Source organism: Streptomyces sp. NPDC002835 (assembly GCF_053591995.1).
Window position 1 is genome coordinate 63,481 of record NZ_JBSFUW010000022.1, and the last position, 24,778, is coordinate 88,258.

Genomic DNA, 24,778 nt, shown 5'->3' on the forward strand with positions numbered 1-24,778 from the left:
ATGACCGCCGGCGGCTGCTCGACGCCCGCCTTCTCCGGTCTCGAACAACTGCCGCTGCCCGGCGGCGCGGACCTCGGCGACCACCCGTACGAGATCACCGCCGACTTCGCCGACGTGCTCAGCCTCGTCCCGCAGTCGTCGGTCAAGGTCAACGACGTCGCCGTCGGCCGCGTCACCGAGATCGCGCTCGACCGGGACGACTGGACGGCGAAGGTCACCATGCGCGTCAACGGAGATGTGAAACTGCCCGCCAACGCGTACGCCCACCTCGAACAGTCCAGCCTCCTCGGCGAGAAGTACATCCAGCTCGCCCCACCGCCGAAAGCCGCCGCCGCGAAAGGCACCCTCGCCGACGGCGCGGCCATCCCGATGAGCCGCACCAATCGCAACCCCGAGGTCGAAGAGGTCTTCGGCGCGCTCTCGCTCCTCCTCAACGGCGGCGGCGTCCAGCAGATCAGGACCATCGCAGGCGAACTCAACAAGGCGATGAGCGGCCGCGAACCGAAGATCCGCTCCATGCTCAAGCAGATCGACAAGCTCGTCACGAGCCTCGACGCCAACAAGGAGAACATCACCGCCGCCCTCGACGGCGTCAACCGGCTCGCCGCCACCCTCGCCACCCGCAAACAGCAGGTCGGCGCCGTCCTCACCGGCCTCAGCCCCGGCCTCAAAGTGCTGGAGGAACAACGCGGTTCGCTGCTCACCATGCTCCGCGCACTGGGCACCCTGTCCACCGTCGCCGTCGACACCATCGACAGGGCGAAGGCCGACACGATCGCGAGCCTGAAGGCACTGGCCCCCACCCTCAAGGCACTCGCCGACTCCGGCCAGGACCTGCCGGACTCCCTCCAGGTGCTGCTCACCTACCCGTTCACCGACGAGGTGCTGCGCGGCGTGAAGGGCGACTACCTCAACGTGTACCTCGACGTCACGGCCGTACCCGGCACCACGATCATCCCCGAATTCGTCCCCGACGACGAGCCCGCCGCGCGGGCGGGCGGCGGCGCGCCCCTGCCGCTGCCGTCGGTCACCGGCACGGGCGGAGGGACCCCCTGATGCTCACGCTCGCCATCCGCCTCAAGAACATCGCGTTCCTCGTCATCGCCGTCCTCGTCCTCGGCTTCGTCGGCGTCCGCTACGCCGACCTCGGCCACCTGGTCGGCATGCGCGACCACTACCGCGTACGGGTGCAACTCGCCCAGACGGGCGGTCTGTTCACCCACTCCAACGTCACCTACCGGGGCGTGTCCGTCGGCCGGGTCGGTGACATCGAGCTCACGGACGACGGCGTCGAGGCGGAGCTGCGCATCGACGAGGACGCGCCCCGCATCCCGGCCGACCTCGAAGCCGTCGTCGCCAGTCTCTCCGCCGTCGGCGAGCAGTACATCGACCTGCGCCCCGCGAGCGGCGACGGCCCCTACCTCGAGGACGGCGCGGTCATCGCCCGGGCCGACACCCGTGTCCCCGCCCCCGTGACCGACATGCTCACCAGCGTCGACTCTCTCGCGTCCTCCGTCGACCTGGAGTCCCTGCGCACGGTCGTCGACGAATTCGGCACGGCGCTGAACGGCCGCGGCGACGACCTCCAAGTGCTCCTCGACAACGGCGGCGACTTCGTCCGCGCCGCCGAAGAGGCACTGCCCGTCAACACCCGGCTGCTGATCGAGGGGGAGGCCGTACTGCGCACCCAGGTCGAACACGGCCAGGCGCTCAAGGACTTCGCCGGCGGCGCGCGGGAACTCGCCGCCCAGCTCAAGAGCTCCGACACCGACCTGCGCGCCCTCATCGCGGCCGCCCCGGACGCCGCCGGCCAGCTCAGCGGCCTGCTGCGCGACCTCGACCCGGCCTTCGGCGTCGTCGTCGCCAACCTGCTCACCACCTCGCAGGTCGCCGTCACCCGGCAGCACGGCATCGAGGAACTCCTCGTCAGACTCCCCGCCGTCGCCGCCGCCGGCTCGACCGCCGTCACCGACAAGGGGGCGAGGTTCGGCCTGTCGGTCACCTTCTTCAAGCCGCTGCCCTGCACTGACGGATACGGGGACACCGTCTACCGCAACGGCCTCGACACCTCAGCCGCCACCACCAACACCAGGGCCCGCTGCACCTCACCGTCGAGCAGCGGCACGAATGTCCGCGGCAGCGCCCACGCCCCCACCGGCGGCCCGGTGCCCGACCCCGTACGGCCGGGCTCCCTGCCCGGAACGGGTGCGGGTTCAGGTGGCACGGGTGACGCGGCCGCCCTGCTGCCGGGGGCGCTCGGGCTGCCGGCCGTGACCGGCCCCGCGCCCGGCATGGGCGGGCTGCTGGGACTGGAGGTCGCGCCATGACCCGCGGCAGGGCGGCCGCGGCCCGGGCCGCCGTCGCCGTGGCCGTGGTGTTCTGCGCGTTCGGCGGCTGGACGTACGCACAGGCCGAGGGCGACGAGTCCCTGGCCTACGCCGCCTCGCGCGACACGGCGCTCGCCGAGGGCAAGGAGCGCGTCGAGACCCTCACCAGTTTCGACGCGGAGCAGCCGGAGGCGGGCCTGCAGAACTGGCTGGACGCCGCCACCGGGCCGCTGCGCGAGGAGCTGAAGAGAACGAAGACGAAGGGCGGCCCGACAGCGCGGGCGGAGGTCACCGACGCGGCACTGACCGCGCTCGACGACCGGACGGGCACCGCAGAGCTGATCGCCACCGTCGAGGTCACCACCGCCTCCGCGCAACAGACCGGCGGCGCCGCGTCGGACAAGCAGCGAAAGCGGCTGGAGGCCACGCTTGCCCGCACCGCCGACGGCTGGAAGGTCCAGTCACTGGCGGCCGTCCCGGTCGGAGGGGTGTGACGTGCGCGTCGAGGAGGAAGCCGAACCGGAACTGGTGGAGGGCGAGCCACCCCCCGACGACGGCCCCGCCCCGCGTGCGCGGCGGCGACGGCACACCCCCGCGGTCGTCGCGGTCGTCCTGGCGCTGGTCCTCGGCGGGGTGCTGCTCCTGGTGCGGGCAAGCCAGTTGACGGGCGCCCCCGCGGCCGACAACCGGGCGCTCACCGACACGGAGGCCACCGCCCGGGTCACCGGCGACGTCAGCAACGCGCTTACCGAGGTCTTCTCGTACCGGCCCGGCGACACCGCAGCCACCCGCGAGTCGGCGCGCGAACTGCTCGCGGGCAGGGCGGCCCGGCAGTACGCGGAGCTGTTCGGCCAGGTCGAGAAGCGCGCGGCCGAACAGAAGCTGACGCTCACCACCCACGTCGTACGGGCCGGCGTGACCCGGCTGACCGGCAACAGCGCACGGCTCCTGGTCTTTCTCGACCAGGTCTCGCAGCGGCAGGGCGCCGCGCCCGCCACCGCCCCCGCGCAGCTCTCCGTCACGGCCGAACTCGCCGACGGGCGCTGGCGGATCGTCGACATCGCATCCCGCTGAACCGACAGGGAGGAAGAGGGCACATGCCACGCACTCGTACGATCAGAAACCCGCTGGTCGCCGCAGCTCTCGCGCTGACGGTCCTGGCGGTCGGCCTCGCGGCGTGGGGAGGCTGGTCCTGGTACGGGGCCTCGAACGACGACTCCCTGGCCTTCGCCCAGAAGCGCGACGAGGTGCTGGCCGCCGGCCGACAGGCGGTGCAGAACATGAACACCCTCGACCACCGCGACCTCAAGGGAGGACTCGACACCTGGGAGGACTCCGCCACCGGTGACCTGCACCGGCAACTCGTGGATGGACGCCGCCAGTTCGAGAAGCGGATCCAGGAGTCCAGGACGGTCACCAGCGCCAAGGTGCTGTCCGCGGCCGTCACCGAACTGGACGACCGGGCCGGCCGGGCGAGCGTGATGGTCGCCCTGCGGATCACGGTGGCCGCGCCCAAGGGCGAACCGGCCCGCAAGGAGAGCCGGATGCTCGGCGAACTGACCCGTACGCCGGAGGGCTGGAAGCTCAGCGCCCTCGGCCAGGCGCCCGTCGGCAACACCGCGGCCGAGTAACCACCGAGAGGACTCCGGACATGTCGACGACCCGTCACCTCATCAACAGACAACGCCGGCTGGCGACGACCGCGGCGGCCGCCACGGCCGCCGAACGCGGCGGCGGGAGCGCGGCGTCCGCGGCGCCGGCGTCCGCCGAGACCGGGTCCGGGGAGGCGTCCCCGCAGGGCGGCGGCCCGAAGACCGCCACGGCGCCCGCCGGTGGGCGGACCGGGCCCCGGCGGCCGTTCGGCAGGCGTCCCGCGGCCCGCGCATCGGCTGAAGAGGCCGCCGCCGAGACCGCCGACGCCGATGCCGACACGGACGGCGACGCCGGGGCTGACGCCCCCGCCCTGCGGCCCGGTGGCCGCCACGCGCGGCCCCTCGCCGCCCTCGCCGTGCTGACCGTCCTGCTCGGCGGCTTCGCCGCCTTCGCCGCCACCCGCGCCGGCGACCTGCGCGACACCCCCGCCGCACGCAACACCGCCCTCACCGACATCGCCCGCACCAGCGAGGTCAAGGGCCAGGTCACCCAGGCCGTGGAGGCCGTCTTCTCGTACAACTTCGCCGACGCCCCGGCGCTCGACCTGGCCGTCGAGAAGCATCTGACGGGCCGGGCGGTCGAGCAGCACGACGGGATGCTCGCCGCCGTCCGCAAGGAAGGGCCGAAGCAGAAGCTGGTGCTCACCACCACCGTCACCGCCGGCGGCGTGGAACTCCTCGACGGGGACCGGGCCCGCGTCCTTCTCTACGCCGACCAGAGCAACACCCGCACCGCCACGAAGGAGGAGACGACGTACGCCGCCGCGATGCTCGCCGTCGACGCCGTGCACGAGGACGGCGCCTGGCGCATCGCCGGCATCGACACCTTAGGAGCCGGCTCATGAGGCCGCTGAGGAAACGGACGCGCCGGGGACTGGCCGGCACGGCGGCGGCCGTCGCCGCCATGGCGGCGCTCGCCGCCTCGCAGGCCCCCGGGACGCCGACGCCGCCACCCGTGGCCGGGCACGACAACAGGGCGATCGGGAACGCCAGTTGGCCGGTCGCACCCAACGACGACTCGTACCACACCGAACTGCCGCCGCTGCGTACCCCGGCCCCGCCCGCCGCTCCACCGTCCGGTCCCGCCCCGGCCCCGGTCGACCCGTCGGCGCTGGTCCGGGCCGAGTCGGGCATCCCGGCCACCGTCCTGGCGGCGTACCGGAGCGCGCGGGCGCGGACCGGACGCAGCGATCCGGGCTGCCGGCTGCCGTGGCAACTGCTCGCCGCCATCGGCAAGGTGGAGTCCGGCCACGCGCGCGGCGGCCGCGTCGGCGCGACCGGTACGACCCTGACGCCCATCCTGGGCCCGGTCCTCGACGGGAACGGCTTCGCGCACATCGCCGACACCGACAACGGCGCCTGGGACGGCGACGGGCGTTATGACCGCGCGGTCGGGCCGATGCAGTTCATCCCCTCCACCTGGGCGAACTGGGGGCAGGACGCGAACGGCGACGGCCGCAGAGACCCCAACAACATCCACGACGCCGCCCTCGCCGCGGCCCGCTACCTCTGCGCCGGCGACCGGAGCCTCGCGGTCAAGGCCCATCTGGACCGGGCGATCCTCAGCTACAACCACTCGCAGACCTATCTGCGCACCGTGCTCGCCTGGTTCGACTTCTACCGCAAGGGCGTCCACCCGGTGCCCGACGGCAAGGGCGTGGTCCCGGTCAGCCCGGGGGCCGGCGGGAAGAGCCCGGCGAAGAAGCCGGTCGGCGGCGCGGGCGGGGACGGCGGCGGCGAGATCATCATCGGCCCGCCGCCCGGCTCGCCGGCCCCGGCCCCCTCACCGACCCGCGTCCCTGTCCCGTCCCCCGATCCGTCACCGGACCCGAGCGGCGGCCCCACCCCGAGCCCGAGCCCGAGCCCGTCTCCGGACCCGAGCCCGTCCCCCGATCCCTCGCCGGACCCCGGCCCGGACCCGAGCGACAGTCCCGCCCCCAGCCCCGACCCCTCACCCTCCGACCCCGGCCCCTCGGCCTCGGACTGTCCCGCGCCGTCGTCCTCCGCACCGGCCCCCGAGCCCTCAGCTCCACCGCCCAGCCCGAGCGACGCCGCCGCGGACGGGACCTGCTCACCCTCCTGACGGGGTCAGCACCTCGTTCAGGTCGTAGCTCACCGGCTCCTCCAGCTGCGCATACGTACAGCCGGCGGGCTCCCGGTCGGGGCGCCACCTGCGGAACTGCGCGGTGTGCCGGAAACGGTCGCCCTCCATGTGGTCGTAGGCCACCTCCACCACCCGCTCCGGGGCCAGCGCCACCCACGACAGGTCCTTCTTGCCCGACCAGCGGCTCGGCGCCCCCGGCAGCCGGGCGCTCTCATGGGCGCTCTCCTGCGCCCAGGCCGCCCACGGATGCCCCTCGACCGGGTCCATCCGCAGCGGCTCCAACTCCGCCACGAGCTCCTCCCGCCGCTGCATCGAGAACGCCGCGCAGACCCCCACGTGCTGGAGCGCCCCGGAGTCGTCGTACAGCCCGAGCAGCAGCGAACCGACGACCGGGCCGCTCTTGTGGAAGCGGTAGCCGGCGACGACGACGTCGGCGGTCCGCTCGTGCTTGATCTTGTACATCAGCCGGGTGTCCGGCCGGTACAGCAGGTCCAGCGGCTTGGCGATGACCCCGTCCAGCCCGGCGCCCTCGTAACGCTCGAACCACTGCCGCGCGACCTCGATGTCCGTGGTCGACGGCGCGAGGTGCACGGGCGGCCGGGCGCCCGCGAGCGCCTCGGTGAGCAACTCCAGCCGGGCGCTGAGCGGCGCGTCGAGCAGCGACTCGTCGCCGAGCGCGAGCAGGTCGAAGGCGACGAAGCTGGCCGGTGTCCGCTCGGCGAGCATCCGTACGCGGGAGTCGGCGGGGTGGATGCGCTCGGTGAGCCTGTCGAAGTCCAGCCGTCCGTCGTGCGCGATGACGATCTCTCCGTCGACGACGCAGCGCTCCGGCAGATTGGCGGCCAGCTCCGCGGCGAGCTCGGGGAAGTACCTGGTCAGCGGCTTGCCGGTACGGGATCCGATCACCAGCTCGTCGCCGTCGCGGTGGACGATCGCCCGGAAGCCGTCCCACTTGGCCTCATAGTGCATCCCCGGCGGGATCTTCTTCACGGACTTGGCCAGCATCGGCTTCACGGGCGGCATCACGGGCAGATCCATGGGTCGATTCTGCCCGATATGCGGCCTTGTCGCGCTCGGCCTACGGTGGCGCACATGGGTGCAGCGGTGGAACTGGAAGCAGGCGGTCGGACCGTGCGGGTGTCCAATCCGGACAAGGTCTACTTCCCGGAGCGGGGCTTCACCAAGCTGGACGTGGTGCAGTACTACCTGGCTGTCGGCCCCGGCATCCTCCGCGCCCTGCGCGAGCGGCCCACGACGCTCGAACGCTACCCCGATGGCGTGGAGGGCGAGTCGTTCTTCCAGAAGCGCGTCCCCAAGTACCTCCCCGACTGGATCCCCACCGCGCACATCTCCTTCCCGAGCGGGCGGACCGCCGACGAGATGTGCCCCACCGAGGTCGCCGCCGTGATCTGGGCCGCGAACCTCGGCACCCTGCCGTTCCACCCGTGGCCGGTCCGCAGGGACGCCGTCGACCACCCCGACGAACTGCGCATCGACCTCGACCCGCAGCCCGGCACCGACTTCAAGGACGCCGTCCAGGCGGCCCACGAACTGCGCGCCCTCCTCGACGAGTACGGCCTGCGCGGCTGGCCCAAGACCTCCGGCGGGCGGGGCGTGCACGTGTACGTACCGATCGAGCCCCGCTGGGAGTTCACCGGCGTGCGGCGCGCCGCGATCGCCGTCGGCCGGGAGCTGGAGCGGCGGATGCCGGGGCGGGTGACCACGGCCTGGTGGAAGGAGGAGCGCGGCGAGCGGATCTTCGTCGACTACAACCAGACCGCCCGCGACCGCACGATCGCCTCCGCGTACTCGGTCCGCCCCCGCCCCCACGCCCCGGTCTCCGCGCCACTGCGCTGGGAAGAGCTCGACGACGTATCGCCGTTCGACTTCGACATCACCACGATGCCGGGCCGCTTCGCCGAACTCGGCGACGTCCACGCGGACATGGACGACCACGCCTTCTCGCTGGAGACCCTGCTGGAGCTCTCGCGCAAGGACGAACGCGACCACGGCATGGGCGACCTGCCGTACCCCCCGGACTACCCCAAAATGCCGGGCGAGCCGATGCGCGTCCAACCCAGCCGCGCCAAGAAGCCCACGTCCTGAGCCCTGGGGGAGCGCCGCCGGTGCCGGCGGCTGCCCCCGGTCCCTGCACGGCGGATGGCGACCGGCGTCCGTTCAAGCGATGAGCAGGCGGAGGCCGAGATCTGCCGCGTCGAGGTCTGCGAGGTCGCTGTTGCGCTCGGCCCACCGGCCGGAGTCGAGGTCGTCGCTGAGGCTTCGCACCGCCCGCTGCTCGGCATCCGGACCGACCCTGGTCCACACCGACATCGCACGGCGCACGTGGTCCTCCAGATATGCCCCCGGTCGGCGCCAGTACGCCTCGAACAGGCCGTCAGCGCAGTCCCAGGGGATGGGTACCGGTTCAGCGCGGGCGCCGATCGCGTCGGCCATCCCGGCAAGCGAGGGAAATTCCGCGAGGATGTCGGCGAACTCGGGCAGGTAGTCGCGGGTGAGCCAGAAGCGGTCCTGCCATCCGGGCTCGTCGGTGTCGAACGTGAGCACCACCACGCGGCGGGCCACGCGCCGCATCTCGCGCAGCCCCGCTATCGGGTCCTCCCAGTGGTGAACGGTGGAGACGGCCATCGCGACGTCGAAGGAGTGGTCCTCGAACGGCAGGCTCTCCGCGGCGGCGGCCACGCAGGGCGCCGAGCCGGCGGGCCGCTGCCCCCGCATGACCGCCGACGGCTCCACCGCGGTCACGTCGCGATCGGCAGGCTCGTAGGAGCCGGTGCCGGCCCCGACGTTCAGCACCGTCCGCGCGTCCCCGAGCGCGTCCGAGATCTGCGCGGCGATCCGAGGCTCGGTACGCCGTGTCGCGGTGTAAGCACCGCCGATCGCGTCGTACAGCCGTGCACCGAGCATCTCCAGTTGCTCCTCCGGTGTCACCTTCATTCCCTTCGCTCGTGCCTCAAGTTCTCTGTCGATGGCCGCCACCATGGCGTCAGCGCGATCACGCCGCTCCAGCAGCAGGCCGCGCAGTCGGCGCAGGTGTGCGACCGCGTCGGTGGACGAGTCGCCGACCAGTTCCGCAACCTCCCGCAGCCCGAAGCCCAGCCGCCGGTAGGCCAGCACCTCCCTGAGCCGCTCCACATCGCCCGCCGAGTACGCCCGGTACCCGGCGGCGGTCCGCGCCGACGGGCGCACGAGCCCGATCGCGTCATAGTGATGCAGCGTGCGGACGCTCACGCCGGCCAGTTCGGCCACGCGTCCCACGGTCCAGTGATCTTCCACGGCTCCGACTATGCAGCCTGACGCCACGTGAGGGTCAAGAGCCGCCCTCACGGCAGCCAGAGCCGAAGCGGAGGCCATGGCCGCACGTCGCCGAAGGGCGCGACACCTCAGTACGTGACCGGCTGCGCACGGGCGCGAGCGCTGCGCTTCCGCGCGCCGCCCCTGCCCACGGCGGTCGGCCGTCCCGGCCGATGCCGTCTGCGGACGCCGGGAGGGGCGCAGCCTGCGTCCGCCGGCCGGGCCCGTGTCGCAGTGCGGGGCAACGGGCTCCGCACTGCCGGGGGGGCCGGGGGGCTTGCCCCGGTTACGGGAAGGGGGCCCGCACCCGGGCACGGGCTCCTGCTGTCGGCGGCGGGCGTCCGGTACCGCACGCCCGCCGGGGGTCCGGGGGCACGCCCCCCGGTTACAGGAAGGGGCGGGGTGGGGGACAGGTACCCCGGTCCGCACCAAGCCGCGTTGCCGCCGCGTAATCCCCCAGCGTCCGCCGCGCCCGCCACCCCCGTGCCTGCGCGCGCGTCACGTCGAGGACGACCGTGCGGGCGAGTTGGTCCACGGCGTAGCGGCTGAGCGCCGGCTCCCGCTGACGGCGACGGGCGATCGACTCCGCCGCCGCGGCCGCCAAGTGGGCCGCGCGCAGCGGGAGGTGGACGATCCGGGCCGGGACGCCGTGGGCGTGCAGCACTGCTCGGACCGCCGCGTCCCGTGCGTACGGCTGCGGGTCGGCGATGTTGTACGCGCCGGGCGGCCAGCCGGTCGCGGCGAGGCACGCGTCGGCCAGGTTCTCGACCGCCGTCAGGCTGAGGCGTACGTCCGGGCCCGGCAGGAGCAGCGTGCCCGCCCTGGTACGGGAGAGCAGGCGCGGCAGGAGCTGGGTGTCGCCGGGGCCGTACACGGCGCGTGGGCGGAGTACGACCGCGCCGGCGGCGAGGGCGAGCGCGTCGCCGGCCGCCTTGGTGCGGCCATAGGCGTTGAGGTGGCCGGCCCGGGGGTGGTCCTCGCGGATGAGGGCGCGGTCGGGGCGCGGGTCGTAGACGCTGGCGCTGCTGACCCAGACGACCGGGCGGCCCCCGGCCGCGTCGAGCAGCCGTACGGTGCCGTCCACGTTGACGGCGTGCATCCGCGCCTCCGCCGGGGAACCGGGCGGCGGGTCGCCGACCGCTGCCGCGCAGTGCACGACCAGGTCGACGCCGGACAGGTCCGGGGCGCCGGACGCGGCGTCCCAGAGGCGGAACTCGCCCGTCGGGCCCGGTCGGCGGCCCACGCACACCACGTCTGCGCCGGCCGCCGCCGCGGCCCGTGCGACATGCCCGCCGCAGAAGCCGGACGCGCCGGTCACGGCGATACGGAGACCGGCGGCGTTCACCGTGCGTCCCGCGACGCGGTGGCACGCAGGGTCAGCGTGCGCCAGCCGGGGAGGGCCGCGCCGCGGTCGACGCGGGCCCGCACCACGGCCGGGCGGTACGGGGCCAGCGCCGCGAGCAGGTCCTCCAGGAGCGCCCCGGCGAGACCGGCTCCGGGGCAGGTGTGCGGCCCGGCGCCGAAGACCAGCCGGGCCACGGCGGGCGGCGCGGGGCAGCGGGCGTCGGGGTCGCGGGTGTGCGCGCCGACGGCGTGCCGGGCGACCAGCAGCAGCCGGTCCCCGGAGCGCACCGGGCACCCGCCGGCCGTGCCGTCCGCCGCCGCGACCCGGGGCAGCAGCGGCGAGGCGGCCGTGACGCGCAGCAGTTCGCCGGCCAGGCTCCGGCGCAGGGTGTCGTCCGCGGCCTGGTCCCACAGGCCGGCGTCGGCGCACCAGGCGGCGGCCCGGGGGAGCGCGGCGACGGTGGTGTTCACGGCCGCGACCGCCACCATTGCGGACAGCGCCCCGTCAGTCCCGGAGCCCGTGGAGTCGCCCAGCAGTTCCCGCAGCCGCGCCGTCGTCCGCGCCACGGCGGCCCGCGCGCCCGGCCGGGGCGGCCCGGGCAGCTCGCCGCGGACAGAGACCGCGGCGACCTCCGCGGCGGCCGCGGCGACCGCCTCCGGCGACGCGGGGGAGCGCAGCAGCGCGCAGACGATCGTGCCCGACAGCTCCCGGGTGAGCGCGACGACGTCCACCGTGCCGCCCGCCGCCAGCGGTTCGAGGCGGCGCTCGATCAACGGCCGCCACACGGCCCGCAGTTCCTCAACGCCCGCCGTGCCGAGATCCCGCGCGAGGCCGCGCCGCAGCGCACGGTGCGCGCCGCCGTCCTGGTCGAACAGAACACCGACGCCCCCGGCGTCCTCCGCGCCCAGCGCCGACCGCGCCGCGCCGCCCGTGGTCCCCGGGGCCGTACGGTCGAGCGGCAGCCGGGTCAGCACCTCGCGGTACGCGTCCGCACCGTGGACGAGCACGGTACGGCCGATCCGGCGGACCGGGCGGCCGCGGCCCGCCGCGAGCAGGGCGAAGAGGAACGGGTGGGCCCGCAGATACACCCGGCGGTCACGCCGCCGCGCCCGCGCGCGGGCCGACCCGTCGGCGGTGCGCCCGCGCCGCCGTGTCACGGTGGTCGCCGTCATGCCGCCGCCCCCGCCCCGGCCGGCCCCGCGCAGCGTTCCGCCGCGAGGCGCGCCGTCGCCGCCCGGTCCGGCTTGCGCGACCGGCCGGACAGCGGCACGTTCGCGAAGATCAGCGCGTCCGGCCGGGCGGAGCCCATCCGCCGCAGCGGCCCGGCGAGCGCGGCCCGCAGCCGGGCCTCGTCGTGGCCCGGCCGGGGCTGGACGACGGCGACCAGCCGCTCGTCGCCGTCGCCCGCCGGGACGCCGACGAGCACGGCGAGTTCGACGCCCGGCACATGCAGCGAGGGCTCGTACAGCCCCGGATAGATGTTCTCGGCACGCCGCAGCACCATGTCCTTGCAGCGGCCCTCGAGCACGATCCGGCCCGAGGCGTCCAGGTGCGCGCGGTCGCCGGTGCGCACCCACGGGTCGGGGTCTTCCCCGAGGTAGCGGTCCCGGGCTGCCGGGCCGGACAGCAGCAGTTGTCCGGCCTCCGTCCGCGCCTCGACACCCGGCAGCGGAGCACCGACGAGATCGCCGGCCCCCTCGTACGCCGCCTTGTCGCGGGACTCGACGGCCGCGGCGGGGAACAGCTCGGTCAGCGCGTACACGCCCCAGGCCTCCGTCGCGCCCGCCGCCCGTGTCCGGCCCAGCAGTTCGGCGCCGGCCGGGGCGGAACCGGTCCACACCCGGCCGGTGAAGCGGGCGCCGGCGTTCAGGGCGCCCCGCAGCTGCGGCGGGGTGAGGTACGTGCCCTGCGGGCGCAGCCGTTGCAGTTGGCGCGCCAGGATCTTGGGCGAGCGCGCGGGGAGGGCGACCGGCGCGCCTTGGGCGAGGGAAGGGACGAGGACGAAGAACGTGCCGCCGACGACGGGTTCGCCCGACAGGGCGGGGAACAGCTCGGCGACCGTGCTCATCCCGGCGGCGAGCCCGGAGCGGGTGTGCACCACGGCCCTCGGCCGGGACGTCGTGCCGGACGTGAACACGATGACGGCGTCGCCGTCGCCGTGGTCGAAGGCCGGCGGTCGCGCACCGGCCGTGCCGAGTGCCGGGGCGCAACCGGGCAGCCGGCGGCCGACCGTGGCGACGGGGCCGAGCTCGTGCAGCGGCGGCAGGGCGATTCGGGCCCGCGCCGCCAGCGGCCGGGCCCATCCGGCGACGGCCTGCGCGGCGGCGTCGGCCAGTACGAGCGAGGGCCGGACCGACGCCAGCCTGGCGCGCAGCACATCGGGCCCGGCGCCGGGGTCGAGGACGGCGGCGCGCAGCCCGAGCCGCCACAGGGCGAGCAGCACGGCGAGCGCCCGGGGACCGGGACGCACCGCGACGCCGACGGTGTCGCCGGGGCGCAGACCGCGTGCGTACAGCGACGAGGCGTACGCGTCGGCCAGCTCCGCGAGTTCGCCGCGGGTGGCCCGGACCCGGGTCCGCCCGGTGCGGGTCGCGCCGAGCACGGCGGGCCGCTCGGGCGAGGAGCGCAGTGAGTGGTCGAGAAGGTCCAGCATGGTCAGCCGTCCACGGGTAGGAATGCGGTCACGGGCGAAGAGGGGCAAGGAACGCGTCAGCGCGGGTCGTCCCCGCGTCCGCCGCTGCCCTGGTCGAGGTACCAGCGGGCGGTGCCCCGGATGCCGTACGCCCGGAGCCGGCGGGTGGAGTTCTCCACGACCATCGCCGGGCAGCGCACGATCCGGTCCGTCTGCCGCCGCACCCGGTTCAGGAACAGCCGGTCGGTCGGCGACGGGCGGCGCGGCATTCCGCCGCAGGCCGGATAGAGGTCGGCGGTGATCGCCATGTTGTTGCCGGCGTGCATCCGGTACGGCGCGCGGAAGCCGTTGCGGCGGGCGTGCGCGGGCCGGAGCCGGCCGAACAGGGCGGCCAGCGCCACCAGTACGGAGAATCCTGCCCGGCCGAGGGGGCCGTGCTCGTCGCGCCGGGCGACGATCCGCCCGCACACCATGACCGGACCGGGCCGGGCGGTCATCGCCGCGCGGGCGGCAGCGGTCCAGCCGGGCCGTGGCAGGCAGTCGGCGTCCGTGCGGGCCAGCAGCGTGGCGCCCCGTTCGATGGCGTACCGGAAACCGGTGTCCACGGCGCAGCCCACGCCCTTGTCCGGCTCGTGGAGCACCTCCACCGGGAACGGCGCGCCGGCCGCGAAGTCCTTGGCGACCACGCCGGTGCGGTCCGAGGAGGCGTTGTCGACCACGAGCAGGGTGAAGTCCCGGTCCCGCTGCGCGGCCAGCGCCCGCAGCGTGCCGGCCAGCCGCTCCTCCTCCTGGTGCGCGGGCACCACGACCCACAGGGCGGTCACGACTTCTCCCAGACCATGGTCATGATGCTGATCCCGCCGCCGAGGCCCACGAACAGCACCCGCTCGCCCGCAGCCAACTCGCCGTGCACCCGCTCCAGTTGGACCCCGATGCTGGCGCTGGCGATGTTGCCCAGCTCGGGGACGGTGACCACCAGCTTGTCCATCGGCGCACCGGTCAGCTCGGCGAACCGTTCGAGATAGGGCACGGTCACCTGATGGACCAGCACCTTGGCGAAGCCGTCCCAGTCGAGTCCGGCCCGGTGCAGGGTCCGTTCGACGACGGAGGCGCCCACCTTCTCGAACACGCCGCGCAGTTCGCGGCCGTCGCCGCGGAAGTAGGTGTGCTCGTCGCCGCGCGGGTGGCGCGAGCCGCCGCCGGGTATGCCGCCGACCTCCCAGTGCTCGGAGTGCGTCTCGGTGTCGACGTCGAGGATGCCGCCGCGGTCGACCGCCTCCAGGACGACGGCGGCGCCCGCGTCCCCGAACGTGTAGCCCGCGAAGCCGGCGCGGAACTCGGCGAGACCGGCCGGATCGCGGCGGATCGCACGGGTCGGCGTCTCGCCGGTGACGACCAGCGCCCGCCGGGCCCGGCCCGCCAGGATGGTGCTGCGGGCGACGTCGATCCCGTTGATGAAGCTGTTGCAGGCGTTGGTGACGTCCAGGGCGTGCGCCTTCGAGCCGAGTCCGGCCTGCACGATGTGCGCGGTGGCGGGCTCGACCATGTCGCGTGACGCGGAGGCGAAGAGGAGCAGGTCGATGTCGTGCGGGTCGAGCGACGCCCGCTCCAGCGCCCGGCGGCCGGCGCGTACGGCGAGCGTCGAGGCGTACTCGTCGTCCGCCGCGACGCGCCGGGTCTCGATGCCGGTGGCCTGCGCGAGCAGTGTGGCGGGCAGGGACTTGGCGAGGTGGCGGGTCGCCTCGCGCTGCAGGCTGTGCGATGTCAGCACCGCGTCGGGCAGTGCGCTGCCGACGCCGGTGATACCGACCCGCGGACGCGGATCGCTCGTTTGTTTGAGCATGTGGGGATCGTCGCAGCCGGCGGACGGGCGGGCCTGAGTACGCCTGCTCATTTCCCGTGCGGCGCGGCTGAGTACGCGCGACCCGGCGTCCCGGCCGGGCCTGCGGGGGCTCAGTGCTTGCGGCCGTCCCACGGATTGCCGATCCAGCCGTCGAAGGAGAGCACCAGGGCCAGCAGCGCGGCCCCCAGCCGCCAGTCGAGGCCGGGCGCGGTCAGCAGCAGCTTGTCCCCGAACGACTTGAATTCCAGTGGCACTTGGCCGCTCGCACGCCAGATGATGCGCCGCGGGCTGCGGGGGAGGTCCCCGCTGCCCTCGGACAGGGCTGCCACCAGGAGCACCGGCAGCAGCGGGGACAGCAGCCACCACACGAGCCACCAGAAGAGCCGGCCCTTGTAGCCCACCGCTTCCAGACCGGGCTGCCGCACCGTCCAGCGGGTCCGGACGCCCCAGCCCCTGAACGCCTTCTTGTGGACGACCGTGCCGATGACCTCGCCCTGCGCGCCGAGCACCTGGAACGTGGTGACCCCGCGCCGCGCGGACTCGGTCACCACGGTGGCCACCCGGCCCCCGCGGTGTTCGTCGGTCCACAGGACGAAGGAGCGGGCGCCGCTGTCGCGCGCCGCGAGGTAGGCCGGTATGCCGCCGGGCGGAAGCTCACGCTCCGCGTACGCGGCCGGCCGGGGCGGCCCGGACCCGTCGGTGAAGTCGACCACGTCCCTGACGCCGGCGGACGCACCGCCCTGTCGCCTGTCCCTGCCTCTCACCGGAGGGATCCTCATGGTCACAACCGCTGTCACCCTGCTGCTCCTTCGTGATCTGTTGGCCACACGTCTGGCCACACGTCTGGCCACACAGTAGCGGCGCGGGTGGAACGGCCCGCTGCCCCGCCGTCGACGACGGCGGGGCAGCGGGGTCCGACGTGCCGGACCGCCTGCTCAGAACTCCTTGATCCTGATGTTGCGGTAGGAGATCACGTCCGTCGTGCCGTGGACCTGGAGGCCGACGTAGCCCGTGGCGTACCGGCGGCCGTCCGTGCCCGGGTCGTCGGAACGCGGTGGGGTGAAGACCTGGCCGCCGGTGTTGTCGAACTCGTTGATCAGCCTGCCGTTGCGGAAGACCGAGTAGTGCTGGCCCTCCACGCGGATCTCGTAGTCGTTCCAGGTGCCCTTGGGCGTCACCCCGGCGCCCGCGAGGCCGACGCGGTCGAAGCCGTAGACCGAGCCGGTCTTGTACATGTCGCCGTCCGGGCGGTCCAGGATCTGCACCTCGTGCCCGTACTTGATGGCGACCCACTCCGGACGGGGCTCCTCCGGGTTGTCGTGGACGTACGGGAAGCGCACGAAGACACCGCTGTTGGCGTTCCCCTGGCCGGGGGCGTCGTCGCGCCACTGGAGCTTGAGCGAGAAGTCGCCGTACTGCCGCCGCGGGAACCACAGCATGCCCAGGCCCGGCGTGGTGGTGCTGCTCGTCATCGCCCCGTCCCCGGTCAGCGAGAAGCCGCCGCCGCCGACGTGCTGCCACTGGGCGAACGTCTCCTGCGTGCCGTCGAAGATCTCGCGGTAGCCGTTGGTCCGGCCGGGCTTGCCGATGCCGGACTGCTTGGCCGCGCGGGTGATCGTCCGGTGCTCACGGCTGTCGATGACGCCCTCGGCCAGGAGCCGGTCGAGCACCTCGTCCACGTGCTTGAGGAACAGCGCGTGGGAGGACCAGTCCTTCTCGTCCTCGATCAGCTCGTTGATGGTGCAGCGGTCCCGTGTCACCCGGTTGGGGACGCCGGTGTCGACGTCGCCGACGACGACCGTCGGACGCTCGTCGTACTCGGGGCAGTTGGGCGCGGGGACGCCGCCGCCGTTCACGATGCTGAAGGAGACGCTCTTGGCCTCCGAGGTGTTGCCCGACCGGTCCGTCGCCCGGTACAGCACCGTGTGGTAGCCGACCCGGTCGACGATCACCGGCTCGGTGTAGGCGAGGTACGGGCCGCCGTCGAGCGAGTACTCGATCCTGTCGACGCCCGAGCCGCCGGCGTCGACCGCGACGACGGTGACCGTCGCGCTGGTGATGTACGCGCCGTCGGAGTTCTGCTCGCCCGCGACGCCGGCGGTGGTCTCGGGCGGCTGGGTGTCCTCGGCCGGCGGTGCGACGACCGTGAACGCCACCGACTTCTCGGCGGCCGAGTTGCCCGCCTTGTCGGTCGCCCGGTAGCGGACGGTGTGCGCGCCGGCCTCCCGTACCGCCACCGGCGCGGTGTACGGCTGCCAGGCGCCGTCCCCGATCGCGTACTCGACGGTGTTGACGCCGGAGCCCGTGTCGGAGGCGGTCACGGTGACCGTGGCCGTCCCGAGGTACCGGCCCTGGTCGTCCTTCTCGCCGGTCACCGTGGCCGAGGTCTCCGGCGCGGTGGTGTCGTCGGTCGGCGGGGCGGCGACGGCGAAGTCGACCGACTTCTCCGCCTCGACGTTGCCCGCCTTGTCGTGGGCGCGGTAGCGGATGGTGTGCGGGCCGACCCGGTCGACGACGACCGGCACCGTGTACGGCTGCCACGGGCCGTCCGCCCCGACCGCGTACTCGATCCTGTCGAGACCCGTGCCCTCGTCGGTGGCCGCGAGGGTGACGGCGGCCTGGCCGATGTACGCGCCGTCGGCGTTCCGGTCGCCGTCCACCGTCGCCGTGGTGACGGGAGCGGTGGTGTCCTCGCCACTGCCCGCGGTGACGGTCAGGATGCCCTGCATGGTGCCGTGGCCGGGGATGGTGCAGTGGTAGAAGTAGCGGCCCTCCGTCAGGTTCACCTGGGCGGTGTGCCTGCCGCCCGTGTCGTCGTTGGGGTTGGCCAGCAGGTTGAGCTGGACGTCGTTGTTGAACTCGACGTCGGAGACGGAGAACGTCAGGGTGTGCGGCATACCGGTGGTGTTGCCGGTGGCCGCGCTGTTCTCGAAGACGATCGTCGCCGGTCCGGCCACGGCCGTCGTCGGGAAGGAGAGGTACTTGTCGATCGGGTCACCGGCCGTCCAGGTGAGCACCTGTTCGGCGGCGGCCTGCCGGTCGTCGGCCGTCTTGCCGTACGCGGCCGCGGACGTCAGTCCGACGACCATCACCACGGCGGCCAGCAGGGCCGTCCACATGCTCGTGGTCCGTTGTTTGAAGCTCACCGCGCCGCCTTTCTCGCCAGCTGATCGGCGGCCGGGGTCGCTCCGCCGCCCTTGTAGGTGACGCGCCACAGCGCGGAGTTGGAGTCGGAGGTGAAGAATCCGCGCCCGTAGTCCAGGACGTACAGCGACCCGTCGGGCGCGAACTTCCAGTCCATGAGGTTGCGGATGCCGCCGGAGCCGGTCGGGACGATCTTCTTGAGCGACTCGGCGTGCACCGGCAGGCCGCCCCTGCCCACGGTCCTCGGGTCGGTCAGCACCGCGTGGCGCGGCTGGTCCCCGTCGTAGAAGTCGCCGACGAACCACTTGCCGTCCCAGTACGCGGGCCACTTGACCGCCGAGTCGCTCGACGCGTCGTAGCGGTAGACCGGGCCGTTCATCGTCGCCTGGCCGCCGCCCTTGAGCCACGGCAGCAGCAGCTTCTGCTCCTCCTGCTTGTAGCTGGGGATGCCGTTCGCGTCCCGCGGGTAGTCGACGCCGCCGCCCTGCGGCGAGTACCAGATGGTGTTGGGCGTGACGGGCGGCAGGTTCACCAGGCCGTCGTTGTGGGGCGACTCGTTCTTCGGGGCGTCGCAGTCGTACCAGCCGAGCGGCTGGGACGGGTCCGGCAGATTGCGGTCGCGGTAGGGCTGGTTGTTGCCCATGCAGTACGGCCAGCCGTGATTGCCGGCCCGCGTGATGGCGGCGAAGGTGTCGTACTTGGCCGGACCCCAGGTCGTCGAGGGGGCGCCTGCGTCCGGACCGACCCATCCCGCGTAGAGGATGTCGGTGCTCTGGTCGACGAAGATGCGTGCCGGGTTGCGGACGCCCATCACATAGATCTCGCCGCGGGTCTTGCCGCCGCCCTCCGCGGTCTCCTCGCCCGTGAACAGATTGCCCTCGGGAAGGGTGTAGGTCCCGTCGTCCTCGGGGTGGATGCGGAGGATCTTGCCGTTGAGGTTGTTCGTGTTGCCCGCGGTGCGGCGCGCGTCGGCGAAGGAGACGCCCTTGAAGTCCGGCTCCGGGTTGTTGCCCGAGTAACCGCCGCTGAAGCCGGACGAGTTGTTGTCGCCGGTCGCGATGTAGAGGTTGCCCTTCGAGTCCCAGGCCATGCCGCCGCCCGCGTGGCAGCAGCTGTGGATCTGCACCGGCCAGTCCAGCAGTACCTTCTCGCTGGCCAGGTCCAGCCGGTTGGTGGCGAGGTCGAGCGTGAAGCGGGAGACCCGGCGCTCGGCCATGTGCGTCTCCCGGTCGATCCCGGAGTGGGGCGTGTAGTGCAGATACACCCAGCCGTTGGTCAGGAAGCCGGGGTCCAGCTCGATGCCGAGCAACCCCTCCTCGTTCTTGACCAGCTCGTCGCCGCCGCCCTTGTTTCCGAAGACGGTCAGCGCACCGGCCCTGGCGACCTGCCTCGTCGCCGGGTCGTAGACGTGGATCTCGCCCTGGCCCTTGCCGATGTTCGGGTCGTTCCAGTCCCGGACGACCGGCACGCTCGAGTCGGCTCCGCCGCGCCCGATGTAGAGCACCCGACCGTCGGGTGCGGTGACCAGGCCGTGGGGTTCGCCGATCTGGTCGTTCTGGCCGGGCTGGTTGGGCTTCGTGACCCGTTCCGCCGTGTAGTTGGCGTCGATGGTGGCCTTGCAGTCGGCCTGCGAGAGCCGCGTCGTCCAGGCGAGCGCGCCGCGCAGATGGTCGCGGAAGTCGGTCTCGGCGAAGCTGTCGACCGTGCCGCCCATGCCGGTGTAGAAGGACCGGCCGCCGTCGTAGTCACGGCACCAGGAGACCGGGTGGTCCCAGCCGTTGGGCTTCGCCGCCGGGGTGTACGAACTCTCCTTGACGCGGGCCATGGTGTGCACCGAACCGGACGGGTTCTGCGCCCAGTTGAACCACTTGTCGGGCCGCTTCCACTGCAGCGGGAGCGACTTGGTGGCCGGATGCACCCGGTCCCCGACCTCGACGACGGCCCGCTGCGTGCTGCTGGGCGCCCCCGTCGGCCGGGCGCCGATCAGGCCGGTGAACCAGTCCGAGTACGGCTCGGTGCGCGCCGCGTCGTGGATGCCGACGAAGCCGCCGCCCGCCTCCAGATACGACTCGAGACCGGCCTCCTGCGCAGGGTCGAGCACATCGCCGCCGCCGGTCAGGAACACGACCGCGTTGAACCGGCCGAGGCGCTTGCCGTCGGTGAACACCGCCGGGTCGTCGGTGGCCTCCGTCCTGAACCGGCCCGCCACGGGCCCGCTCTGGCCGATCCGCTCGATCGCCGCGATACCGGCGTCGACGGTCGGGGACTCCGCCCCGGCGGACGCGTGGAACACCAGCACCCGCACATTCGCGCCGCCCGGCGGCGACGGCAGGGACAACGTTGTCGCAGGCGGCACCGGATAGGGCGCGGCGCCGGCGACACCGCCTCCCGCGAGCAGGGAGGCGGTCAGGGCTCCGACGCCGAGTGCCGCCGCCAGTGGACGTAACGGGGATCTTGTTCGCTTGGACCTGTGATGCGGTGCGTGCTGCATGTGGTCACCTCACCCATCCCTCTGTGGTCACAACAACAGCCGCTGAAGCTAGACCTCTTTTCGCGGTTCGCCAATAGGCATGACGGCATTCCGACGAACTTTGTCCTGGATGTGGATAAACGGAGGTGGCCCGGCTACCGTGTGGCCGTCCCCGGGGTGGTATGCCCCGTCAATCTCTGCCCACGGATGGAGAGTTCGACATGGACAGACGGAGCTTCAACCGGCGCCTCCTCGCGAGTGGCGCCGTGGCGGCCGCCGGTGTGACATCGTTGTCGGCCGCTTCCGCCTCCAGTGCCGCTCCCGCCCCGGCGAAGGGCGCACCCAAGACTGCCCAGGCGGGCGGTCAGGTACGCCATCTCAAGCTGTACGCCGAGAAATTGGCGAACGGCTCGATGGGATACGGCCTGGAGAAGGGCCGGCCCACGATCCCCGGCCCGCTGATCGAACTCGTCGAGGGCGACACACTGCACATCGAGTTCGAGAACCTGATGGACGTCCCCGTCAGCCTGCACCCCCACGGCGTCGACTACGACATCGCCAACGACGGCACGCGAATGAGCCGCAGCCATGTCGAACCGGGCGCCACCCGCACCTACACCTGGCGCACCCACGCCCCGGGCCGGCGCCCGGACGGCACCTGGCGGGCGGGCAGCGCGGGTTACTGGCACTACCACGACCATGTGGTCGGCACCGACCACGGCACCGGCGGCATCCGCAAGGGCCTCTACGGTCCGCTGGTGGTGCGCAGGAAGGACGACATCCTGCCCGACAAGCAGTTCACGATCGTCTTCAACGACATGACGATCAACAACCGCCCGGCCGCCGCCCCGCCCAACTTCCTTGCCACGGTGGGCGACCGCGTCGAGATCATCATGATCACGCACGGCGAGTTCTACCACACCTTCCATCTGCACGGTCACCGCTGGGCCGACAACAGGACCGGCCTGCTGGCCGGCCCCGAGGACGTCAGCCGGGTGATCGACAACAAGATCACCGGCCCCGCCGACTCCTTCGGTTTCCAGGTGATCGCCGGCGAACACGTGGGCGCCGGCGCGTGGATGTACCACTGCCACGTCCAGAGCCACTCGGACATGGGCATGGCCGGTCTCATCCTCGTCGCCAAACCGGACGGCACCATCCCGGGTTACGAACCTCATCACCCGGCGGGCGACGGGGCCGGCGGGGGCCACGCGCACTGACCGGCTCCCGCATACGGCCCGACCCCGCGCCAGCCCACGTACCCGTACGCTGAGTCAGCGTACGGGTACGTTCGGTGGACACCGCCCGTGACAAACCGTGACGATGGGGGAGTTGCGACACGGTACGTGGAGGTGGGCGGCATGGCGGCAGGTGACGGCGGCAACGCTGTGGGGGACAACGGGCCGGTGGGCGGGACGGAGCCGGAGAGCTGCGCCAGCCTCAAATCGTTCGGGGAGGTCGTCAAGGCGCTGCGCCGGCGGGCACGGCTGACGCAGGAGCAGTTCGCGCCCCGGGTCCGGTACTCGCTGCCGACGGTCGCGTCGATCGAGCAGGGCCGCCGCTTCCCACCGGTGGACTTCGTGGAGCGGGCGGAAGAGGTGCTCGACGCGTTCGGGGTGCTGCGGGGCGCGGCGAAACACCTGTCGCGCAAGCCGGGGCTGGCGAGCTGGTTCCGGCAGTGGGCACAGCTCGAGGCGGAGGCGATCAACCTCTACACCTACGAATGCCGGTTGATTCCCGGCCTGTTGCAGACGGAGGCGTACGCGCGTGCGCTGTTCTCGGAGCGCCTTCCGCCGCTCGGCGACGAGGAGATCGAGGAACGGCTGACGGCGCGGACGGAGCGTCAGCGGCTGCTGCGGGAGCGCCCGAACACGGCGTTCAGCTTCATCATCGAGGAACATGTGCTCCGGCGCGGCGCGGAGGCGTGTGCGGAGCTGCTGCCTCACATCATCGAGCTGTCCGAACTCCGCAACATCGAGGTCCAGGTCATGCCGCAGACGCGGCTCACGCACGCCGGGATCGACGGGCCGATGCAACTCGCGGAGACACCGGACAACAAGTGGTTCGCGTACTGCGAGGGGCAGGAGAGCGGCCAGTTCATCTCCGACGCCAAGGTGGTCAGCATGCTCCAGATGCGGTATGCCAGGATGCGGTCACAGGCCCTCTCGTTGGAGGAATCCGGGGGCCTGTTGCGTCGGATGCGAGGAGCAGCATGAGTACCACAGAACTGGCCTGGTTCAAGAGCAGCTACAGCGGCAGTTCCGGGGACAGTTGCCTCGAGGTGGCGACGACGCCGGGGACGGTCCACGTCCGGGACTCCAAGGTCGACCGGAGCCCCCAACTCGCCGTCTCGCCCACCTCATGGACGAGCTTCGTCTCGTACGCCACCGAGGTCTGACTCCGCAGGCGAGCGCCCCGTGCCGGTTCAAGTCCGGCTCCGGGGCGCTCGTCGTCGCGGGCCGCTCAGCCGCGGGTCACGTCAGCGGCCAGGTCCCACGTCTCCCACGCGGTGAACGGGTCGGCCTGGACGTACAGGCGCGAACCGCGGGCGAGGACGCGGCGCTTCCCGACGGGCGATCCGTCGGGCCGGACGAGCGTGCTGTGCAGATACGGCGCGGCGGCGCGCTCGGTCAGCGTGCACAGGACGAGCCGGTCCTCCTCCGGGCCGTAGCCGCCGAAGAAGGCCGCACCACCGCTGTGGACGGCGGTCGCCTTCGCACCGGCGACCGGTGAGTCCCACACGCGCACCGAGCCGTCGGCGCGGACCCGGACCAGCGGGAAGTCGGTGTAGTAGCAGGCCCATGCCTCGCCCCGGTGCGCGTTCAGGGCGTAGCAGTCCGCCATGCACCCGTCCGCGGTGGCCTGCGGCAGCTCCCACCGGGCCTCGCCCGTCGACGACCAGCGGCGCAGCCCGGCGTGGCTGAGCGGGTCGTCGCCGAACACGCCCTCGTCGAAGTACCCCACCCACAGATCGCCGCTCTCGTCGGCGAGCAGGTGCTCGATCCCGTCGCCGACGGCGAAGGCCCAGCTCGTCCTGCCCAGCGGGTCGAAGACCTGGACGTGGTCCGCGCCGCCCCGGCGGCGCGCGTCGGCCACGACGAAACCGCCGTCGGGCAGGGCGTCCAGGAGCGGATACCGCGCGGTCACCGCGCTGAGCCGGGTCTCCTCCACCCGGCCGTCGTCCACGGTGACGACCGACGCGTCGTACGGACCGTCGCCCGGGCCGGCGCCGGTGGCCCCGGTGAGCAGCCAGTGCGCGCGCCCGAAGGCGTCCACGGTGCTGTACAGGATGCGCTGCCCGGCGTGGGCGCGTCGCGGCAGCCGGGCGTAGGGGGTCAGCGGGGTGGTGTCCATGCGGCGGGGCTCCTCGGCAAGTGGCGTACGGGCTCGGCGGTGGTGCGGGCCGGTCCGGCGGCGCGTTGGCCAAGGGCGGCGTAGGGCGCCTACGCGGCATGGGCCTTTCTGGTCGTCATGGCCGATGATCCTGCCGGATGCCGCTGCCGTGGCGCAACGCGATTGCGCGGGCCGGAAAACAGCCGGGCGCGCCGCCGTGCGGACGGGCGGGACGCGGGGGCAGAATCGGCGGCAGCGGGGAGGGGCCGTCAGTCGTTGACGCTTCATTGAGCCGATGTTTATCGGCCATGGGCAAGGTGGTCCCCATGCCGATCAACACCACCATCACCGCCCCCACCACCGAGGACGAACTCTCCTGGCAGGAGAGCGCGTTGTGCGCCCAGGCGGGCCCCGAGTTCTTCTTCCCGGCCCCCGGCTCCTCCACCCGCGAGGCCAAGCAGCTCTGCGGGGCGTGCGAAGGACGGGTGGCGTGCCTCGAGTACGCCCTGGCGAACGACGAGCGGTTCGGCGTCTGGGGCGGCCTCTCCGAGAAGGAACGCCTCCGCCTCAAGCGCGCCTCGAACTGACCGGAGCGGGCCGGAGCCCGCCGCTCACG

General features: G+C 73.1%; 23 protein-coding genes. 12 read left to right on the forward strand and 11 right to left on the reverse strand.

What is annotated here, in order from left to right:
• Genes ACWD01_RS22990 through ACWD01_RS23020 form a run of 7 tightly spaced genes read left to right on the forward strand, consistent with a single transcriptional unit; the run spans position 1 to position 6,062 of the window.
• Positions 1 to 1,056: an MCE family protein gene (locus ACWD01_RS22990; protein WP_451164703.1), complete on the forward strand. Its 1,056-nt coding sequence runs from the start codon at positions 1 to 3 to the stop codon at positions 1,054 to 1,056.
• On the forward strand, positions 1,056 to 2,327 hold the full coding sequence (locus tag ACWD01_RS22995; RefSeq protein WP_451164654.1) for an MCE family protein: 1,272 nt from the start codon (positions 1,056 to 1,058) through the stop codon (positions 2,325 to 2,327). Before ACWD01_RS22990 ends, ACWD01_RS22995 begins: the two co-directional genes overlap by 1 nt.
• Positions 2,324 to 2,821 (forward strand): hypothetical protein, encoded by a 498-nt coding sequence (locus tag ACWD01_RS23000; protein ID WP_451164655.1) that lies wholly within the window; start codon positions 2,324 to 2,326, stop codon positions 2,819 to 2,821. The genes ACWD01_RS22995 and ACWD01_RS23000 overlap by 4 nt, the downstream gene beginning before the upstream one ends.
• Before the next feature lies 1 nt (position 2,822).
• A complete protein-coding gene (locus ACWD01_RS23005) occupies positions 2,823 to 3,401 on the forward strand; it encodes a hypothetical protein (RefSeq protein ID WP_451164656.1) in 579 nt (192 codons plus the stop codon).
• A gap of 23 nt (positions 3,402 to 3,424) precedes the next feature.
• A complete protein-coding gene (locus ACWD01_RS23010; RefSeq protein ID WP_451164657.1) occupies positions 3,425 to 3,958 on the forward strand; it encodes a hypothetical protein in 534 nt (177 codons plus the stop codon).
• A gap of 20 nt (positions 3,959 to 3,978) precedes the next feature.
• Complete coding sequence (locus ACWD01_RS23015; RefSeq protein WP_451164658.1) at positions 3,979 to 4,824, forward strand: hypothetical protein; 846 nt, start codon at positions 3,979 to 3,981, stop codon at positions 4,822 to 4,824.
• Positions 4,821 to 6,062 (forward strand): lytic transglycosylase domain-containing protein, encoded by a 1,242-nt coding sequence (locus ACWD01_RS23020; RefSeq protein ID WP_451164659.1) that lies wholly within the window; start codon positions 4,821 to 4,823, stop codon positions 6,060 to 6,062. Before ACWD01_RS23015 ends, ACWD01_RS23020 begins: the two co-directional genes overlap by 4 nt.
• Here ACWD01_RS23020 and ACWD01_RS23025 read toward each other — a convergent pair.
• Positions 6,051 to 7,121: an ATP-dependent DNA ligase gene (locus tag ACWD01_RS23025; RefSeq protein WP_451164660.1), complete on the reverse strand. Its 1,071-nt coding sequence runs from the start codon at positions 7,119 to 7,121 to the stop codon at positions 6,051 to 6,053. The genes ACWD01_RS23020 and ACWD01_RS23025 overlap by 12 nt on opposite strands.
• A gap of 54 nt (positions 7,122 to 7,175) precedes the next feature.
• Between ACWD01_RS23025 and ligD the strand changes: the two genes are divergently transcribed.
• Entirely contained in the window at positions 7,176 to 8,189 is a 1,014-nt protein-coding gene (gene ligD / locus ACWD01_RS23030) for a non-homologous end-joining DNA ligase (RefSeq protein WP_451164661.1), read from the forward strand.
• Positions 8,190 to 8,261: 72 nt separating this feature from the next.
• Here ligD and ACWD01_RS23035 read toward each other — a convergent pair whose 3' ends face one another.
• The 9 genes from ACWD01_RS23035 to ACWD01_RS23075 form a co-directional block, all read right to left on the reverse strand.
• Positions 8,262 to 9,359: a MerR family transcriptional regulator gene (locus ACWD01_RS23035; protein ID WP_451164704.1), complete on the reverse strand. Its 1,098-nt coding sequence runs from the start codon at positions 9,357 to 9,359 to the stop codon at positions 8,262 to 8,264.
• 421 nt (positions 9,360 to 9,780) lie between these two features.
• Positions 9,781 to 10,740, reverse strand: a complete 960-nt coding sequence (locus tag ACWD01_RS23040; RefSeq protein ID WP_451164662.1) for an NAD-dependent epimerase/dehydratase family protein — start codon at positions 10,738 to 10,740, stop codon at positions 9,781 to 9,783.
• Positions 10,737 to 11,912, reverse strand: coding sequence for a cytochrome P450 (locus tag ACWD01_RS23045; protein WP_451164663.1), 1,176 nt, complete (start codon positions 11,910 to 11,912; stop codon positions 10,737 to 10,739). The genes ACWD01_RS23040 and ACWD01_RS23045 overlap by 4 nt, the downstream gene beginning before the upstream one ends.
• Positions 11,909 to 13,393, reverse strand: coding sequence for a class I adenylate-forming enzyme family protein (locus ACWD01_RS23050; RefSeq protein ID WP_451164664.1), 1,485 nt, complete (start codon positions 13,391 to 13,393; stop codon positions 11,909 to 11,911). Before ACWD01_RS23050 ends, ACWD01_RS23045 begins: the two co-directional genes overlap by 4 nt.
• A gap of 56 nt (positions 13,394 to 13,449) precedes the next feature.
• Positions 13,450 to 14,196 (reverse strand): glycosyltransferase family A protein, encoded by a 747-nt coding sequence (locus tag ACWD01_RS23055; RefSeq protein ID WP_451164665.1) that lies wholly within the window; start codon positions 14,194 to 14,196, stop codon positions 13,450 to 13,452.
• Positions 14,193 to 15,215, reverse strand: coding sequence for a 3-oxoacyl-ACP synthase III family protein (locus ACWD01_RS23060; RefSeq protein WP_451164666.1), 1,023 nt, complete (start codon positions 15,213 to 15,215; stop codon positions 14,193 to 14,195). Before ACWD01_RS23060 ends, ACWD01_RS23055 begins: the two co-directional genes overlap by 4 nt.
• A gap of 110 nt (positions 15,216 to 15,325) precedes the next feature.
• Positions 15,326 to 15,979, reverse strand: a complete 654-nt coding sequence (locus ACWD01_RS23065; RefSeq protein ID WP_451164667.1) for a hypothetical protein — start codon at positions 15,977 to 15,979, stop codon at positions 15,326 to 15,328.
• Positions 15,980 to 16,150: 171 nt separating this feature from the next.
• Positions 16,151 to 18,334, reverse strand: a complete 2,184-nt coding sequence (locus ACWD01_RS23070; protein WP_451164705.1) for an OmpL47-type beta-barrel domain-containing protein — start codon at positions 18,332 to 18,334, stop codon at positions 16,151 to 16,153.
• A gap of 23 nt (positions 18,335 to 18,357) precedes the next feature.
• A complete protein-coding gene (locus ACWD01_RS23075) occupies positions 18,358 to 20,850 on the reverse strand; it encodes a ThuA domain-containing protein (protein ID WP_451164668.1) in 2,493 nt (830 codons plus the stop codon).
• A 200-nt stretch (positions 20,851 to 21,050) separates the two neighbouring features.
• Between ACWD01_RS23075 and ACWD01_RS23080 the strand changes: the two genes are divergently transcribed.
• The 3 genes from ACWD01_RS23080 to ACWD01_RS23090 all read left to right on the forward strand — a co-directional run bounded on the left by ACWD01_RS23080 (position 21,051) and on the right by ACWD01_RS23090 (position 23,227).
• Positions 21,051 to 22,049, forward strand: a complete 999-nt coding sequence (locus ACWD01_RS23080) for a multicopper oxidase domain-containing protein (RefSeq protein ID WP_451164669.1) — start codon at positions 21,051 to 21,053, stop codon at positions 22,047 to 22,049.
• 141 nt (positions 22,050 to 22,190) lie between these two features.
• Positions 22,191 to 23,045, forward strand: a complete 855-nt coding sequence (locus tag ACWD01_RS23085; RefSeq protein WP_451164670.1) for a helix-turn-helix domain-containing protein — start codon at positions 22,191 to 22,193, stop codon at positions 23,043 to 23,045.
• Complete coding sequence (locus ACWD01_RS23090; protein WP_451164671.1) at positions 23,042 to 23,227, forward strand: DUF397 domain-containing protein; 186 nt, start codon at positions 23,042 to 23,044, stop codon at positions 23,225 to 23,227. Before ACWD01_RS23085 ends, ACWD01_RS23090 begins: the two co-directional genes overlap by 4 nt.
• Before the next feature lie 65 nt (positions 23,228 to 23,292).
• Here the strand turns inward: ACWD01_RS23090 and ACWD01_RS23095 are convergent, their stop codons facing one another.
• Positions 23,293 to 24,183, reverse strand: a complete 891-nt coding sequence (locus ACWD01_RS23095; protein ID WP_451164672.1) for a hypothetical protein — start codon at positions 24,181 to 24,183, stop codon at positions 23,293 to 23,295.
• A gap of 305 nt (positions 24,184 to 24,488) precedes the next feature.
• Here ACWD01_RS23095 and ACWD01_RS23100 point away from each other — a divergent pair, with 305 nt between their 5' ends.
• On the forward strand, positions 24,489 to 24,749 hold the full coding sequence (locus ACWD01_RS23100; protein WP_451164673.1) for a WhiB family transcriptional regulator: 261 nt from the start codon (positions 24,489 to 24,491) through the stop codon (positions 24,747 to 24,749).
• The last annotated feature ends 29 nt before the right edge of the window (positions 24,750 to 24,778 follow it).